The organism is Streptomyces sp. PTL18, assembly GCF_059510295.1.
The window spans coordinates 16,657-33,249 of sequence record NZ_JCAJZO010000004.1; the positions used below are offsets into that span (position 1 = coordinate 16,657).

The 16,593-nt window shown below is 71.8% G+C and carries 10 protein-coding genes and 2 pseudogenes; 7 read left to right on the forward strand and 5 right to left on the reverse strand.

The features are described from left to right. Positions 1-200 precede the first annotated feature (200 nt). Positions 201-1,697, reverse strand: a complete 1,497-nt coding sequence (locus AC5WS8_RS09135; RefSeq protein ID WP_496102808.1) for a cellulose binding domain-containing protein — start codon at positions 1,695-1,697, stop codon at positions 201-203. 217 nt (positions 1,698-1,914) lie between these two features. Beyond that, the gene (locus AC5WS8_RS09140) at positions 1,915-3,270 is read right to left on the reverse strand and encodes a radical SAM protein (protein WP_496102809.1); all 1,356 of its coding nucleotides are present in this window, start codon (positions 3,268-3,270) and stop codon (positions 1,915-1,917) included. Positions 3,271-3,514: 244 nt separating this feature from the next. Between AC5WS8_RS09140 and AC5WS8_RS09145 the strand changes: the two genes are divergently transcribed. From AC5WS8_RS09145 to AC5WS8_RS09160, 4 genes and pseudogenes are all read left to right on the forward strand, one after another. Then, positions 3,515-4,759 carry an FAD-binding protein gene (locus tag AC5WS8_RS09145; protein WP_496102810.1) on the forward strand — a complete coding sequence of 415 codons (1,245 nt, stop codon included), beginning with the start codon at positions 3,515-3,517 and terminating at the stop codon, positions 4,757-4,759. 142 nt (positions 4,760-4,901) lie between these two features. Beyond that, on the forward strand, positions 4,902-6,185 hold the full coding sequence (locus AC5WS8_RS09150; RefSeq protein WP_496102811.1) for an ROK family transcriptional regulator: 1,284 nt from the start codon (positions 4,902-4,904) through the stop codon (positions 6,183-6,185). Between the two features lie 14 nt (positions 6,186-6,199). After that, a pseudogene (locus tag AC5WS8_RS09155) lies at positions 6,200-6,584 on the forward strand (carbohydrate ABC transporter permease); the annotation flags it as partial. 12 nt (positions 6,585-6,596) lie between these two features. Continuing rightward, entirely contained in the window at positions 6,597-9,458 is a 2,862-nt protein-coding gene (locus AC5WS8_RS09160; RefSeq protein WP_496102812.1) for a glycoside hydrolase family 2 TIM barrel-domain containing protein, read from the forward strand. 276 nt (positions 9,459-9,734) lie between these two features. Here AC5WS8_RS09160 and AC5WS8_RS09165 read toward each other — a convergent pair whose 3' ends face one another. Continuing rightward, a complete protein-coding gene (locus tag AC5WS8_RS09165; RefSeq protein ID WP_496102813.1) occupies positions 9,735-10,379 on the reverse strand; it encodes a CBS domain-containing protein in 645 nt (214 codons plus the stop codon). Between the two features lie 191 nt (positions 10,380-10,570). Between AC5WS8_RS09165 and AC5WS8_RS09170 the strand changes: the two genes are divergently transcribed. Next, a complete protein-coding gene (locus AC5WS8_RS09170) occupies positions 10,571-11,158 on the forward strand; it encodes a TetR/AcrR family transcriptional regulator (protein WP_496102814.1) in 588 nt (195 codons plus the stop codon). Continuing rightward, positions 11,151-11,957, forward strand: a complete 807-nt coding sequence (locus tag AC5WS8_RS09175) for an alpha/beta fold hydrolase (RefSeq protein ID WP_496102815.1) — start codon at positions 11,151-11,153, stop codon at positions 11,955-11,957. Before AC5WS8_RS09170 ends, AC5WS8_RS09175 begins: the two co-directional genes overlap by 8 nt. An 82-nt stretch (positions 11,958-12,039) precedes the next feature. On the opposite strand, the gene AC5WS8_RS09180 is transcribed toward AC5WS8_RS09175, so the two are convergent. Both AC5WS8_RS09180 and AC5WS8_RS09185 read right to left on the reverse strand, forming a co-directional pair. Continuing rightward, the gene (locus AC5WS8_RS09180; protein WP_496102816.1) at positions 12,040-13,128 is read right to left on the reverse strand and encodes a cellulase family glycosylhydrolase; all 1,089 of its coding nucleotides are present in this window, start codon (positions 13,126-13,128) and stop codon (positions 12,040-12,042) included. A gap of 466 nt (positions 13,129-13,594) precedes the next feature. Further along, positions 13,595-13,951: pseudogene (locus AC5WS8_RS09185) on the reverse strand (SGNH/GDSL hydrolase family protein); the annotation flags it as partial. A 119-nt stretch (positions 13,952-14,070) separates the two neighbouring features. Between AC5WS8_RS09185 and AC5WS8_RS09190 the strand changes: the two are divergent. Beyond that, complete coding sequence (locus AC5WS8_RS09190; protein ID WP_496102817.1) at positions 14,071-16,188, forward strand: autotransporter; 2,118 nt, start codon at positions 14,071-14,073, stop codon at positions 16,186-16,188. Positions 16,189-16,593 lie beyond the last annotated feature (405 nt).

Below are 16,593 nucleotides of genomic sequence, written 5' to 3' on the forward strand. Positions count from 1 at the left end.
GGGGTGGACTGAATGAACTTCCGGATGCGGGCAGCGCCCATCTCAACGACAGCCATCGGTCACACCTCCCGAACGAATCCGAGTCACCCGCGGCAACGTCCAGTCACCGCTCGAACAGCACTGACCCTAGGGGTGGTCAGGCCGCGACGCCACCGAATTACGGCAACCACGCGGCGACAGACACGGCGTCTCCGGGCGGCTCAGCCCGCCGTGCAGCGCGCCCCGTTCACCGTGAAGACGCGCGGGTGTGCGTTGCCGCCGTGCCAGGAGGAGAGGAAGCCGACCGCGAACGTGCCGTTCGCGGCGACCCGCTGGTTGTAGTCGGCGGCCTTCGCGGTGACCCTGGCGCCGTCCTGGGTGTAGATCCCGTCCCACATCTGGGTGATGCGCTGGCCGTCCTGGAACGTCCAGCCGATGCGCCAGTCGGCGAGCGCCCTGGTCGAGGTCACGGTGACGGTGGCCTGGAAGCCGTCCGGCCACTGGTTGACCACCTCGTACTTCACCCGGCATGTCGACGGCGTGGCCCTGTCGTCGGAGCCGGAGGCCGTGGACGGGTCGCCCACCGGGCTGGTCGAGGTGCCCTGCGGTTCGGTGTCGGAGTCGCCGCTCCTCGCGGGCGTGCCCGAGCCGGACGGGCGCGAAGCGGAGGAGGCACCGGCCGGGCCGTGGCCGGCGGACGGGCCGCGGGGGGACGAGGACAGCCCCGGCGCGGTGACCGACTGGCCGGTCACGTCGCCGCTCGCGGTGGTGTCGTCCCTGCCCGAGCTGCCCAGCTGCAGCAGCGAGACGGTGAGCGCGAACGCGGAGACGATCACGGCGGCGGTGAGGATCCCGGCCCGGCCGATCCGGGGCCGCGCCTGGGCGCCCACGGTGATGCCCCGGTCCGTGCCGGCGTCCGTGCGGCCGCCGCGCAGCCCGGCCTCCGCCGCCCGGCGGCGCCGCTCCAGATAGGCGAGCCCGCCCCAGCCGATCACGCCGCTCGCGAGTGCGGCGGGCGTGCCGCCGCCGTGCAGCCTGAGGCAGGCCGCCGCCTCCGCGCACTCCACACAGGTCGCCAGGTGCCGGGAGAGGTCCTCGGGCGTGTCCGCGCCCGGGGAGCGGGTGACCGCGTCGAGCAGCCGGGCGTAGCTGCGGCAGCCGGGGTCCATGGGCGTGTCGAGGTGGTTGCGCCGGCAACGGTCCCGAAAGAGGGCGCGTACCTGGGCGAGTTCCTCGGCCGTGGTTGCCGGGTCCAGGCCGAGCCGGCGGGCCACGTCGGGCAACGGCAGCGCCTCCACCTCCGCGAGCCACAGCAGGGCCGCGTCCGGCTCCTGCATGTCCTTCAGGCCGCGCAGCGCGAGCGGGCGGTGGAGGGGCGGACCCGTGTAGCGGGCGGCCTTGTCGGAGTTGAGCCACAGCCTCAGGTCGGGGTCGAGGTGGTGTCCCCTGCCCTCCGTCTCCCAGGCCGCGGCGGTGGTGCGCACCGCGGTCAGCAGCAGGGGTATCCGCGGCAGGCGTGGGACGCGGCGCCCGGCGGCCATGCCCTGGGCGTCGTGGGCGCGGACCTCCTGTATGCCGTGGGAGAAGGCCTCGGCGGCCAGCTGCCGGCCGGCGCCCGAACCGGACGTGCACAGGTCGGCGTACGACAGGACCGCGTCCCAGCACTCCGAGAACAGTGCGGCCTCGGCGGCGTCCTGGGGGGTCGGCAGGTCGGGCATGAGGGCTCCTGCGTCAACTGCTTCCACATGCAAAGTCAACTCACCTGTAAAAGCAAGGGAGTTGAGGGTCGTCTCACGACAGGCCCAGAGCCTTTCACGGCTCCCACACAACTGACAAGCGGCGTATTCAAATGCCGTTACCGGTGGTTGCGCGCTGTGGAGTTGTACGGACCGCGGCCCCGCTGCGACTCAGCCCGCGGGGCACACGATCGCATTGTTACGCATGCGACGGTTCTTCAGCCCCTTCGTCCACGACTTCGTCCGCCGGGAGACTGTCCATGAACGAACTGACGGAGAACACCGCGCGACCCGGGCCGGGCGGACCGTAGCCGGGGGGCGAGGAGAGCCCGAAGTCGTCCATGGTGGCGCGGTAGGCCTCGAGCAGTCGGATGTGGTACTCCAGCGGCGCGCCTTGCGGGTTGGCCTTGCCGAGCGGGGTCGTGGGCTCCGGGCACCAGGTGGTGAAGCGGGGCGTGATGCCGTGCGACATGAAGAAACGCAGGCCCTCGGTGGTGGAGGCGATGGCCTCGTCCACCGTGGTGAAGCCGAAGGGCTCGGCCATCTCCACGCCCGCGACGAAGTTGGGGATCACGTTGCGCGCGCCGAAGACCTCCGCCGAGTCGAGGATGCGCCGGTGCCACTCGTCCCGCCCGACGTACCGCTCCTTGCCGGGGCAGTACAGCTCGAACAGGCGGCGGTCCCACACCTCGAAGTTGGGGTGGTAGATCTGGACGCCGTAGTCCTTGAAGCGCTGTACGTCGTCCTTCGGCAGCGCCTGCGCGACGACCTTGCCGATCCAGCGGCCCGGGAAGCGCTCCTCGATGGCCCTGGCGTAGTGCCCGTAGAAGTCGGCCTCGTCACGGCCGGCCACCTTGGAGGTGATCGCGCCGCCGGTGAGGGTGTAGGCCGTGGACGCCTTCTGGGTGTCGTAGCGGTCGATGATCTCGAGCGCCTCCAGCACCTCCTCGACGTCCTTCACACCCGTGTAGGGGCGTCCGGCCGCCTTGTGCTGGCGCCAGTTGTGGTTGATGTCGCAGTACTGGCACTCCTCCTTGGCGCCGAAGTACTGGCAGACCCGGAAGACGGTGAGATAGATCAGGTAGCCCCATTGGATGGTGGGGGCGACCTCCATCACCGACTTCCCGTTGGAGAGGGTGTGCCGGTAGTACTCCGGCATGGGCGGCACGCCGACGTCCGCGATCCGCCTGCCGTCGAGGTACAGCCCGAGCAGGCCCTCGTCGTCGGCGGCGACCCGGTACGGCGAGGCGGGGTTCACCCGTACGGAGACGACGGTCCGCCGCAGACCGTAGGGGCCCCCGGTCAGGATGATCTCCTCGGGCGGGCGGCGCAGCGCGGCCTCGCCCAGTTCCGGCAGGGTGCCGTGGTCGAAGGAGAAGATGAAGTACGACTTCGGCTTGACGTCGCCGGCAGCCTCGTTGGCGGTGTCGCTCAGCGCCGACTCGTCGAAGGCGACCCCACCCCGCAGCAGGTCCTCCTTGAAGACGGCCTCCCGCGGCACGTGCGGGAATCGCTCCATCAGGTCCTCGACCAGCGCGGTGCGACTGTCACCCATCCCGTTCTCCTCGTTCCCGGCGTGTGTTGCTCGACTCCCCACGGTATGCCTCCGGCGTGCGGCCGGACCTGTCGGGTCCCCGCACGACGCACATGTTGCCCACTTTCGGCACTTTTCATCAGACGTGTACCGAGCGACAAGCGGACAGAACCGGTCACGCGAACGGGGCGAACGGGCTTGATCGCCCGGTGTCCGTCGGCTGGGATGCCGGTAACCACTGCGATCCCCGGGGAGGGACGACGGGATGACCGAGACCGTGACCAACTGGGCGGGCAACATCACCTACGCCGCCAGGGAACTGCACCGCCCGCACTCCCTGGAGGCACTGCGGTCGCTCGTCGCGGACAGCGCGGCCGTGCGCGTGCTCGGCAGCGGGCACTCGTTCAACGAGATCGCCGAGCCGGGCGCCGGCGGCGCCCTGCTCTCGCTGGCCGCCCTGCCGGACGAGATGGACGTCGACACGGCGGCCCGCACGGTACGGGTCGGCGGTGGCGTCCGGTACGCCGAGCTCGCCCGGGTGGTCCACGAACACGGGCTCGCCCTGCACAACATGGCCTCCCTGCCGCACATCTCGGTGGCGGGCTCGGTGGCCACCGGCACCCACGGCTCCGGCGTCACCAACGGCTCGCTCGCCTCGGCGGTGCGCGAGGTGGAGCTGGTCACCGCGGACGGGTCGATCGTTCGGATCGCCCGGGGCGAGCCCCGCTTCGACGGCGCCGTGACCTCCCTCGGCGCGCTCGGTGTGGTCACGGCCCTCACCCTCGACCTGGAGCCGTCGTACGAGGTCGAACAGCACGTCTTCACCGAGCTGCCCCTTGAGGGGCTCGACCACGAGGCGGTGGCCGCGACGGCGTACAGCGTGAGCCTGTTCACCGACTGGCGTGCCCCCGGCTTCCGGCAGGTCTGGCTCAAACGCCGCACCGACCAGCCGCTGCCCGGCTTCCCGTGGGCCGCCCCCGCCGCCGAGGCCATGCACCCGGTGCCGGGCATGCCCGCGGTCAACTGCACCCAGCAGTTCGGCGTCCCGGGCCCCTGGCACGAGCGGCTGCCGCACTTCCGGGCGGACTTCACCCCGAGCAGCGGCGCCGAGCTGCAGTCCGAGTATCTGCTGCCGCGCCCGTACGCGCAGGCCGCGCTGCACGCCCTCGACGCGATCCGGGCGACGGTCGCGCCCGTGCTGCAGACGTGCGAGGTGCGGACGGTGGCCGCCGACGCGCAGTGGCTCAGTCCGGCGTACGGGCGGGACACCGTGGCGCTGCACTTCACGTGGATCGCGGACACGGCGGCCGTGCTGCCCGTGGTTCGGCGGGTCGAGGAGGCGCTGGACGGTTTGGAGGCTCGGCCGCACTGGGGCAAGGTGTTCACCGTGTCACCGCAGGTGCTCCGTGAGCGCTACCCGCGGCTGGACGACTTCACGGCGCTGGCGGCGGAGCTGGACGCGGCGGGCAAGTTCAGGAACGCTTTCGTACGGGACGTGCTCGGATCGTGAGACCGGGGAGACAAGGGCAGACAGGGGCACGGGGCACTTCATACACCCCCTTTCCTAAGCCCTTGTAGAAAGGCGGGACCGGGCATAGGCTCCTCCGCGCCGAGGCACGGGGCCTCGGCGCGACCTGGGAAGGATCGGGGACGTGCCGGTCAAGCGCACCTCACGCGACATCCGCACCGCGAACCGCTACGAGGTGCTGCGCCAGATCATCGCCCACTCCCCCACCTCGCGTCAGGAGCTGGCGGCGGGAACCGGGCTCAGTCTGGCCACGGTCGCCACTCTCGTCGGCGAGCTGCTGGACCTCGGCATGCTGACCGAGGTCGGGTTCGAGGACTCGGCGGGTGGGCGGCCGCGCGGCCTGGTCGCGGTCAACGCCTCCGGGGGCGCGCTGATCGGCGTCGACATCGCGGAGACGTACGTCCGGGTCGAGCTGTTCGACCTGGCGCTGAACATACTCGCCCGCGCCGACGAGGACATGCGCCCCGGCGAGAACCGACCCGAGCAGGTCGTCGCCCATGTCGCCGCGGCCGTCGGCTCGGTCGTCACCCAGTCCGGGGTGGTGGGCGCCCGCGTCCTCGGTGTCGGTGTCAGCGTCCCGGGCCAGGTCGACCGCGACCGGGGCGTGTCGGAGTACGCCCCGAACTGGGACTGGCACGACGTACCGCTGCTCGACCTGCTCACCGAGCACATCGCCTACCCGCTGTACCTGGACAACCCGCTGCGCGCCTGCGCGGTCGCCGAGCTGTGGTTCGGCGCGGCCCGCGGGCACGGGGACGCGGTGGTGGTCAATCTCGGCACGGGCGTCGGCGCCGGCCTGGCGCTGGGCGGCGGCCTGCACCGCGGCGTCAGCAACAGTGCCGGCGAGTGGGGCCACACGACGCTGGTACTGGACGGGCGGCTGTGCCACTGCGGCAACCACGGATGTGTGGAGACGTACGTCGGCGCCCCCGGCATCATGCTCAACCTGCGGGAGCTGAGCCCGCGGAGCCCCCTGCTGCACCCCGAGGACCAGACCGCCACGATCGACGCCCTCGCGCGCGGCGTCGCCGCCCAGGACCCGATCGCGCTGAAGGTCGTGCGGGACACCGCTCGCTACCTCGGCGCCGGGATCGCCGACCTGGTCAACCTGTTCAACCCGGAGGTGGTCGTGCTCAGCAGCTGGGTCGCGGCCACGCTCGGCGAGCCGCTGCTGGACGAGGTGCGCGAGGCCGTCGCCCGGCATGCCCTGAAGCGGCCGTTCGCCGCCACCGAGATCGTCCTGTCCCCCATCCCCACCGATCCGGTGTGCCTCGGAGCCGCGACCTTCGCCCTCGAGGGCGCACTCCAGTCCGTCAGTCAGAGGGGCGCGCCGGTGCCGAGGGCGCACGGGGGTCGCCCCGCTCGAGCGAAGTCGAGAGCCGGGGAGCGCGGAGGCCCGAAGGGCTGAGCACGGCCACGGTCTCGAGCGGTTTCACCTGCTTCCTGTTCCGGCAGTACTTCCCGGGGTTCCCCAAGGAGCTGGAGGAGGCGGCGCGCGTGGACGGGCTCGGCTACTCGACGCGTACTGGCGGATCGTCGTACCGAACTCCCTGAACTTCTTCACCACCATGGCCCGATCACCTTCATCAGCGGCTGGAACTCGTTCCTGTGACCGCTGGTCATCGGACAGGACCCCAGCGCCTGGACCGTACAGGTCGCCCTCTCCTCGTACATGACCAACCAGACCGTCAACTACCACCTGATCTTCATGGCCACCGCCATCTCGATCCTGCCCCTGGTGTTCGTCTTCCTCTTCCTGCAGCGCTGGCTGGTGCAGGGGGTCGCGCAGACGGGCATCAAGGGCTGACCTGGGAGACCGATGACTTTCCGCACCCCTGCCTCCATCGACTACGTCGAGGACGTCTCCCCGGGCAGCGGGGCCCTGCCGCCGCGTGCCTGGTACGCGTCCTCGGACGCCGCCTCCCTCTCCCTGAACGGAAACTGGCGGTTCAGGCTGTCGGCGACCGCGGACGCCGAGGACAGCGCGTTCGCCGCGCCCGGATTCGACGCGGGGGACTGGGCGGAGGTCTCGGTCCCCGGACACTGGGTCCTCCAGGGGCACGGCTCGCCCGTCTACACCAATCACCTCTATCCCTTCCCGGTCGACCCGCCGCGCGTGCCGACCGAGAACCCGACCGGTGACCATCTGCGCGTCTTCGACCTGCCGTCCGACTGGCCGTCGGACGGCGGGGTCGTGCTCCGCTTCGACGGGGTCGAGTCCTGTGCCCGCGTCTGGCTGAACGGCACGGACATCGGCGAGTTCAAGGGCTCCCGGCTGCCGCACGAGTTCGCCGTCGGGCACCTGCTGGAGCCGAGCGGCAACGTGCTCGCGGTCCGGGTCCACCAGTGGTCGGCGGGCTCGTACCTGGAGGACCAGGACCAGTGGTGGCTGCCGGGGATCTTCCGGGACGTCACCCTGCTGCACCGTCCGGCGGGCGGTGTCCTGGACTTCTTCGTGCACGCCTCCTACGACCACACGACCGGCCAGGGCACCCTGGAGGTCGACTCGGACGTGGACGGGCGGGTGACGGTGCCCGCGCTCGACATCGATGTCGCCACCGGTGAGTCCGTGACCGTACCCGTCGAGCCGTGGACCGCGGAGACTCCGGAGCTGTACGACGGCGAACTCGTCACCGAGGGCGAGCGGGTGCCGCTGCGGATCGGTTTCCGCACGGTGGTCCTCGAGGACGGCCTGATCAAGGTCAACGGAAAGCCCGTCCTGTTCAAGGGCGTCAACCGGCACGAGTGGCACCCCGCGAAGGGCCGCGCGCTGGACCTCGCGACCATGCGCGAGGACGTGCTGCTGATGAAACGGCACAACATCAACGCGGTGCGCACCTCGCACTATCCGCCGCACCCGGCCTTCCTGGACCTGTGCGACGAGTACGGCCTGTGGGTCGTCGACGAGTGCGACCTGGAGACCCACGGCTTCGTCGAGCAGGCCTGGCGCGACAACCCCGTCGACGACGACCGCTGGACCCCGGCCCTGCTCGACCGGGCCGCCCGCATGGTCGAGCGGGACAAGAACCACCCCTCGGTCGTCATCTGGTCCCTGGGCAACGAGGCCGGTACCGGGCGCGGGCTGACCGCGATGGCCGAGTGGATCCGCGGCCGGGACTCCTCGCGGCTGGTGCACTACGAGGGCGACATCAACTGCCGTGACACGGACATCTACTCGCGGATGTACGCCGGTCACGCCGAGGTCGAACAGATCGGCCGGGCGCTGGACGGCGGCACCCACAAGCGGCGCGAACTGCCGTTCATCCTGTGCGAGTACGGGCACGCCATGGGCAACGGGCCCGGCGGCATCGCCGACTACCAGCGGCTGTTCGAGTCGTACGACCGGCTCCAGGGCGGCTTCGTCTGGGAGTGGATCGACCACGGCATCGAGCACCCCGAGCTCGGCTACGCCTACGGCGGCGACTTCGGGGAGGAACTGCACGACGGGAACTTCGTCTGCGACGGCCTGCTGTTCCCGGACCGCGCACCGTCGCCGGGCCTCATCGAGTTCAAAAAGGTGATCGAGCCGGTCCGCCTCGAGGGCGACGGCGACGGCGGTACGGTGCGGATCCGCAACGTCCACGACTTCGCGGACCTGTCCACGCTCGCCTTCGAGTGGTCCTTCCAGGCCGACGGCGAGAGCGTGGAGCGGGGTTCCCTGTCGGTGCCGGTGCTCGCGGCCGGAGAGTCGGCGGAGGTCAAGCTGCCCGAACCGCCCGAGGTGCGCGGCGGTGAGACGCTGTGGACCGTACGGGCGGTACTGGCGGCGGACACCGCGTGGGCGGCGAAGGGCCACCTGGTGGCATGGGGCCAGTTCCCCGTCTCCGGTCGTGTGCCCGTCCCGGCCGCCGCGGGCGCGGCTCCCGTCCTCACCGGCGGCCGGATCACCCTCGGGCCGGGCACCTTCGACGCCCGCACGGGCGCGCTGGAGTCCGTCGCAGGCGTGGACGTGGCCGGCCTGCGCCTGGACGTGTGGCGGGCCACCACCGACAACGACGACGGTGCCGAGTGGCAGACCGACCTCCGCTACGGCCCGATGTGGCGCAGGCTCGGCCTGCACCGCGTGCGGCACCGTCTGGACGCGGTCGAGCACGGCGACGGGGCGCTGACCGTACGGACCCGGGTGGCGCCCGCCGCCCGGGACGCGGGCCTGGCCACCGTGTACCGCTGGACGTCGGACGGCCGGCGGCTGCGGCTGACCGTGTCCGTCACGCCGGAGGGCGACTGGACGGTGCCGCTGCCCCGGCTCGGCATCCGGTTCGGGCTGTCCGGCTCGGCGGACCGGGTCACCTGGTTCGGCGGCGGTCCCGGCGAGGCGTACCCGGACACCAGGTCGGCGTCCCGGCTGGGCCGTTGGGAGTCCACCGTCGACGGGCTGCAGACGCCGTACGTGCGCCCGCAGGAGAACGGCGCACGCGCCGACGTCCGCTGGGCGGAGATCGGCGGGCTGCGCATCGAGGGCGACCCGGAGTTCTTCTTCAGCGCCCGGCGCTGGACCACCGAACAACTGGACGCCGCCCGGCACCGCACCGACCTCACGCCCGGCGAGACGGTGTGGGTCAACCTCGACCACGGCCAGCACGGCATCGGTTCCCAGTCGTGCGGTCCGGGCCCGCTGCCGCAGTACTTCCTGCGGGCCGAGCCGGCTGAGTTCTCCTTCCTGTTCACGGAGGCCAGTTGACGGACACGGTCCTTGGGACCTCCGCGGGCGGACGGCTGTTCGGTCGTCCGGCCGCGTCCCGGGCCGGTTCCGCAGGGACGGGTGCACCTTCCCCTGCCCGTGTACCGCCGGCGGCGACAGGACGGTGACGCGTACGACCGCACCCGGCGCCCACGCGGGTACGGCCGGCGCCCGGCCGGTGAGGTCGCCCACCAGGCTCTGCGCCCCCTCGTCCGCCGGTCGGCCGATGGGCCGCCGCGCTCGCCGAACGGGACGCCGCCGGCTGGCGGGCCCGGCTCAACCCGCCCGGGCGGCGGTGAGGCGGGCGTTCACGGTGACGACACCGTCGACTCCCTGGCACAGGCCCACGGCGATCGGAACGAGACGCGGTTCCGGGACCTGGCCCCGCAGGTGGACGGCACCGTCATGGACCTCCACCGCGATGGTCCCCTCGGCCAGGCCGAGGATGCGCCCCAGGACGTCCTGCTCGACCTCGCCGCGGATCTCGGCGTCGGAGCGGATGAAGGCGTCGAGCAGGTCGCTGCGGCTGACGATGCCGGTGAGCAGGCCCTCGTCGTCGACCACCGGCAACTGCTTGACATGCCGCCTGCGGAGTTCCCGTGCGGCCCGGGGGACCGTCCAGTCGGCGCGGGCGGTGAAGACGGGGCTGCTCATCAGGGCACCCGCCGTCCGCGCCCGAGCCTTGCCCCAGGCACGCTCGTCGTCCCCGCCCCTCCCCCGCGGATCGGGCATGCCCGTCTCGTGCCGCAGCACGTCGGAGGCGGAGACCATGCCGATGGGAGCGCCGTCGTCGTCGACGACCGGCGCCGCGGCGATGTCGTTCGCGTCCAGCAGGGCAGCGGTCTCGTGGACCGGTGTGTCGGGGCGGAGGGTGATCACTTCCTCGGTCATCACGTCACCGACCGAGCGGCGGTGCAGCATGGCGGCCTCCTCCGCTGTGCGACGAGGCGGTCTCGGTCGGACATCCGGGTGCCGGCGTACCGCGCGCCGGCCTCCGTCGGCGTCCGCAGCGCCTCCTCCCCCCATGACAGCACCACACCGCCGCGCAGACCACCGAGGTTCAATGAGCTAGGCTGTTACCTAGGACCCCTAGGTAAGGGTGAGGAGCTCCCATGCCCCGTGCCGGTCTCACGGTCGGGCGGATCGTCGCGGCGGCAGCCGACCTCGCGGACGAGGCCGGCTTCGAGAACGTCACCGTCTCCGCGCTGGCCCGTCACTTCGGTGTGAGGGACGCGAGCCTCTACTCGCACGTCAGGAACCTCCAGGAGCTGCGCACCCGCGTCGCGTTGCTGGCCGGCGGTGAGCTGATCGACCACATCGCCGCCGCCGTCGCCGGACGCGCGGGCAGGGACGCGCTGGCCGCGTTCGCGGGCGCCTACCGCGAGTACGCCCACCGGCACCCGGGCCGGTACGCCGCCACCCAGATCCGCGTCGACCAGGCCCTCGCCACGGACTCCCCCGCCCTGCGCCGCACCGCCGAGATCACCTACGGCATGCTGCGCGCCTACGGCCTGGAAGAGCCCGATCTCACCGATGCCGTACGCCTGTTGCGCAGTACCTTCCACGGTTACTGCGTCCTGGAGGCGGTCGGCGGATTCGGCGCTCCGCGCGACGTCCAGGCGTCCTGGGACAAGGCGGTCGTGGCCCTGCACATCACTCTGACGAACTGGCCCCGCGAGGAGACGAAGGACCGTGACTGACCTCCACCACGACGTGCGCGGCGCCGGCCCCGTCCTGCTGGTCGTCCCCGGTGGGGCCGGACACCCCATGGGGCTGGACGGCATGACGGACCGCCTCATCGACCGCTTCACCGTCGTCACCTACGACCCGCTCGGCCTCGCGCACGGCCACCTGGGACCGCCGGTTGCGAAGCAGCGGGTGGAAGCGTGGAGCGACGGAGCACGCCGGGTGCTCGAAGCCGTGCTCCCCGAGGGTGCCCGCGCATACGTCCTCGGCCTCAGCTCCGGCGGCATCGCGGCCCTGGACCTGCTCGCCCGTCACCCCGAGCGGCTGGCGCACGTGGTCGCGCACGAGCCGCCCGTCGTGGAGGTGCTTGCCGACGCGGCCCGGCAGCGGGCGATGTTCGCGGAGGTGTGCGACACCTACCGCGCGGCCGGGATGAAAGCCGCCGGGGCCCGGCTGGCCGCCGGGCTGGAAGGCAGGCCCGCCACCGCCGAGGCGGCGGAGGGCCGACCGCCCGCGCCCGGCGAGGAGTCGGCCACCCCCATGGGGATCTTCCTCACCCGTGTCCTGCCCGCGTTCACCGCGTACGCACCGGACCTGGCCGCTCTGAAGGCCGCATCCGCACACCTCACCGTGGCCGCCGGCGTCGACTCGCGCGGCGGGCTCCTCCACCGCACGGCCGCGACGGCCGCCGGGCTGACGGGTGCCGCGTTCACCGAGTTCCCGGGCGGCCACGTCGGCGCGGTGGAGCACCCGCAGGAGTTCGCGGAGCGCCTCGCGGACGCCCTGCTCTCCTCCGGGTTCACCGGCTCCTAGGGGGTTCGAAAGTCCCGCATCGGGCGCCGCGGGCGCTGTGCGGGACTTTCGAAACACCCCCTGGTGCCGCAACAGGCACCAGTCACTGCTCGGTCGCCGGGTGCCCCTTGCCCCACGCCCACGCGAGACGGTCCGCGCCGGACTGGTTGGTGGTGGCCAGGCCCAGGTGGGTGCCGCTGCCGGTGAGGGTCTGGATGCTGTAGGTGTCGCCGGTGCGCAGGCCCGGCCAGTAGACCGACCCCATGTGCAGCTGCCGGAAGACGTCCGTGTCGGCCTGGATGAACGCGACCGAGTTGGGGTCGCTGCCGGCCGCGGCCGGCTGGTTGTAGTTCAGTCCGGTCGTCATGGGGGCGCCGAACTCGTCGGCGACGGTGCGCCCGGCGCAGGTGCCGAGGCGCGCCTTGAGGTCGCCGACCCACTCGGAGTAGGTGGCGCTCTGCTTCCAGAAGCCGTAGTGGTGCAGGGACAGGTACGTGCCGTCGAGGCGGTGGTCCGCGCAGACGCTGACGACGCTGTCGTTGTAGCCGGAGCCGCTGACGAAGATCCTGCTCCTGGGGACGGAGGGGTAGCTGCTGATCCACTGTGCCACCAGGTCGGCCCACGCCCCCGCGGTGTAACCGTGCGGCTCGTTCATCGGCTCGAAGTAGACCAGCGGGTTGCGCTGGTAGGCACGTGTGACGGTGCCCCACATGCGCCAGAAGTCGGGCAGGTTGTCGACCAGGCCGTCCTTCTGGGCCCCGGTGCCCTCCCAGTAGCCGAGGATCACCTTGAAGCCGTGGGCGGTGGCCGCGTCGATCACGGCGCGGTAGGAGCTCCAGTACGAGCCGTTCACGGTGTAGGGGTTGATGGGCAGCCGCACCGTGTTCGCCCGGAGGTTCGTGCGGAAGCCCTTGATCACGCCGCTGGCCTTGGCGTAGGTGGTGGCGTAGTCGTCGGTGAGGCTCAGACCGGACAGGACCACGGGGTCGTTGGCGTAGTTGTCGCGGGGGTCGGCCCAGTTCACGCCGTTGAACTGGCCGGGTTCGAGGGAGGCGGCCGGTCGGTCGGCGCCCGACGCCGGGGCGGCGGCCAGGCCGATGAGGGCACCACTGCTCAGGGCGACCGCCGCCGCGATGACGGTGCGGGTGAGCCTGCCGGTGCGCTGTGCGGCCCTGCGGGCGGAGCGGAACATGTGCGGGGACCTTCCTGTGCGGGTGGGGGGAGGCGGCGTGCGGACGCGCGAAAACCGCGTACCGGGGGAGGAGGAACCTGCGGCGCCCTGGGGCGGCAGCGGCAGGCCGGAACCGAGGCCATGGGAGCCTGACGTGCTGTCACGCTCGGACGATCACCTTTCGGGCGAGAGCCTCGCCGCACCCGCCCGGGGGTGTCAAGGCATCCGACAGGACTTCGTCAAACCCTTATGGGAAGTGGGGTCGCGGATGCGAGTCCCTGCTCCCGGGGCGGGCCCGGCCGCGTCCCGGGCACAGCGAGGCCATCGTCGCCGATGAGCTGCCGCAACGGCTCGGCAGCGTCCCCGAACGCCGGGGGCGGCCCGCGCCCTGTGCAGACGGCGGACCTGGGGCGCCCCGGTTCCGGTCGGGACGCCCCAGGGGCTTTCGGACGGGGACTGCCGACGAGTTCCCCACTCGGACGGGCCCCTAACGTGAGAGACCCTCCGGTATCAGATCTTGCGCCACCAACTCCTCGCGCACCAGACCCGCGTACACAGTCGCGCCATGGACCGACGTGTGCGTGTCGTCACGCTTCTCGTTGTACAGGTAGAGCGACTTGGAGCCCTCGACGCCCAGCGACTCCACCAGCGCCTTGGTCCTGGCCGTCAGGTCGATCAGCGGGACGTGCCCGGCGGCGGCCACCGACCGGATCACTGCGGGGTGGTCCACGCCGATGCCGTTCACCAGCAGCGCGGTGTTGTTGTTCAGCGTACCGTCCGCATTGAACCAGCGGCGGACGATCGGTGTCACCAGGACCGGTTCGCCACCCTGGTCGCGCACCCCGCGACGAGAGCCTCCAAGGTAGGTGGGTGCCATCGGGAGGTCCACGGGTCTGGAGCGACGAGCCGGAAACCGCTTGCCGATTTCTGTTATCGGCGCCCCCGTCCGCCCGTCCCCCTACCGTGCGCAGCCATATCCACAGGACAGCAGCGGCCGTCGGCGCCCTCACGGCGGTCGCCTTCACGCTCACCTCTCCCCCCGCGTCCGCGGCCGGGATCCGTGACGTCACCGCGGACGTGCTCGCCGGCCGGGACGTGACCCTCTCCGGTGACACGGTGGTGACCGTGCCGTCCGGAACGACCACCTACGGCGGGTCGTTCCGCGGCGAGGGCACGCTCACCGTGCGCGGCAGCGGCACGCTGGTCCTCACGAAGGACAGCGACTTCACCCTGCCCGCCGCCCGGCAGCGGCAACGCGTCACCACCCTGGGCGGCAACCATCCGTACACCACCGTGACCAACCCCGACCCGCCCGCGATCACGGTCGAGCGCGGTGCGACGCTGCAGTACGGAACCGGCGGCGGCAGCGGCCTGATCGGCCACTTCCCGTACCGCACCCCCGGTTACCGGCTCAACCAGCTCAACATCCGGGTCGACGGCACGCTCCGCCTGTCCCTGACCCGCACCTTCAACCTCGGCACCATCAGCGGCGCGGGACTGGTCACCCAGCCCCGCGCCATGTGGGGCACCCTCGACCTGGCCGGGACACACCCCTTCTCCGGTGTCATCGACAACGGCACGGGCACGGCGGCCGGCCGCCCCGAGTTCCCGGTCGCGCTGCCGAACGCCCGCGCGATCCTCAACCGGGGCTCCTGGATCATCGACACCCCGCTGAACCAGACGATCACCCTGCGCCAGGACTTCTTCCAGAGGGAGTACGGCAGCGACGTCAACGTCCACTCACGGCCCGGCAGCAGCGTCGTGCTCACCGGCCAGTACAGCTACAGCGACCGCGGCGGCGACAGCAACCCCTCGCTCAGTGACCCGGGCCTCAACTGGCGGCCCCTGCCGCACCGGGTGAACAAGCGCGGCACCAACATCGAGGGCGCGAACGTGCGGTGGGGCGACGGGACCACGCACCGCATCTTCATGCCGGGCACCAAGGACACCGTCTACATCAACCTGCACGAGGCGAGCGGCCGGCGCTCCCTGCTCACCTTCGACTACAACGGCCCGGTGACGCTGGGCGCCCCCATCGGCGGCGGCCGGTACCACGACACGCTGGCCGCGCCCGGCGCCGGGGACGTCGTCATCGCGGGGACGCGCGGCAACGACGTCACGTTCGCGGCCCGCCAGTACTACGACGGGTCGACGACCGTCGAGAAGGGGGCGGTGCTGCGGCTGGGTTCGGGGCAGCCGGGCGGGGACGGTTCGCTGATGGCCGGAACGGAACGGCGGAGGATCGTCGACGACGGCACGCTCGTCGTGCGCAACACCTCGACACCCGTGTCGCTGTCCCGGATCGGCGGCAGCGGCTCGCTCGTGCAGTCGGGTGCCGCGACGACCACGCTGACCGGTGCGGGTATCGCCTACACGGGCGCGACCACCGTCACCGAGGGCACCCTGGCCCTGCGCGACGGTGCGACGCTCGCCCGCAGCAAGGCGATCCGGCTCACGACGGAGGGCGCACGCCTCGACGCGGGTCCGGCGGGCCTGCGGGTGGCGGCCACGCTCACCGGCCGGGGCACGGTGACCGGGCCGGTGACGAACGACGGCACGATGACGGGCGGCCTCACGGTGACCGGAGATTACACCCAGCGTGCCGCGGGCCAACTGGTCCCGCGTGACAGCCCGTTGAAGGTGACAGGCCGGGTCCGGCTGGCCGGTGGCCTCGACCTGTCGGCCGCCGGATCACCGTCCGCCCGACAGATCACCGTCATCGACCACCGGGGCCGTACGAAGACCGACGGCACGTTCACGGGCCTGCGGGAGGGGGCGAGGGTGAAGCTCGCCGACACCACCTACCGCATCAGCTACCGGGGCGGCGACGGCAACGACGTCGTCCTGACCGCCGTCGGCGCCACCCCCTCCGCTCAGGCACCGACCGCCCCGTCGGCCGGCGCTCCGGACGACCCGGGGATCGCGAACACCTCGACCGGCGGCTCGCTGTCGTGGTGGCCGGGATACGCGCTGGGAGTGGCGATGGTCGCCGGACTGATGGTTCCGGCGATCCTCCGCGAGCGCCATCGAAGCACACGGCAGGACGCAGGGCAGGGCGCACGCCAGGGCGGGCGGTCATGACGCTTTCGGGGGACGGGGAACCAGCCGTGCGGCGGCGCACGGAGCGGGCGGGGAGAGCTGGATCGCAACCCGGCATTCCAGATGATGGGCAATCTGTTCATCTAGTGGACAGGCCAGGCCCGTAGGCCGTCCTGTCGGCCATCACAGCGAAAACTTCGCTGAGTACCCCTGAGCGGTCTTCATATGCCTGCCCGGCGGGCCTTGTTCCAGAGAGCCGAGAAGTTCCCACGACGCTTTGTTCGCCGCGGGCCGACTGCGTTAACCTGCGACGGATTTTCTCATCGGGCAGATCCGTGAACTGCGGAAATGCGGGTCGATGAGCAGGGCCCGGGGCCTGGGAAGGCCGACGACCCGGCGCGGTTCCGAGTCCTCGACGTGAGGACTCCTGGGGAGCGGAACGAGGTG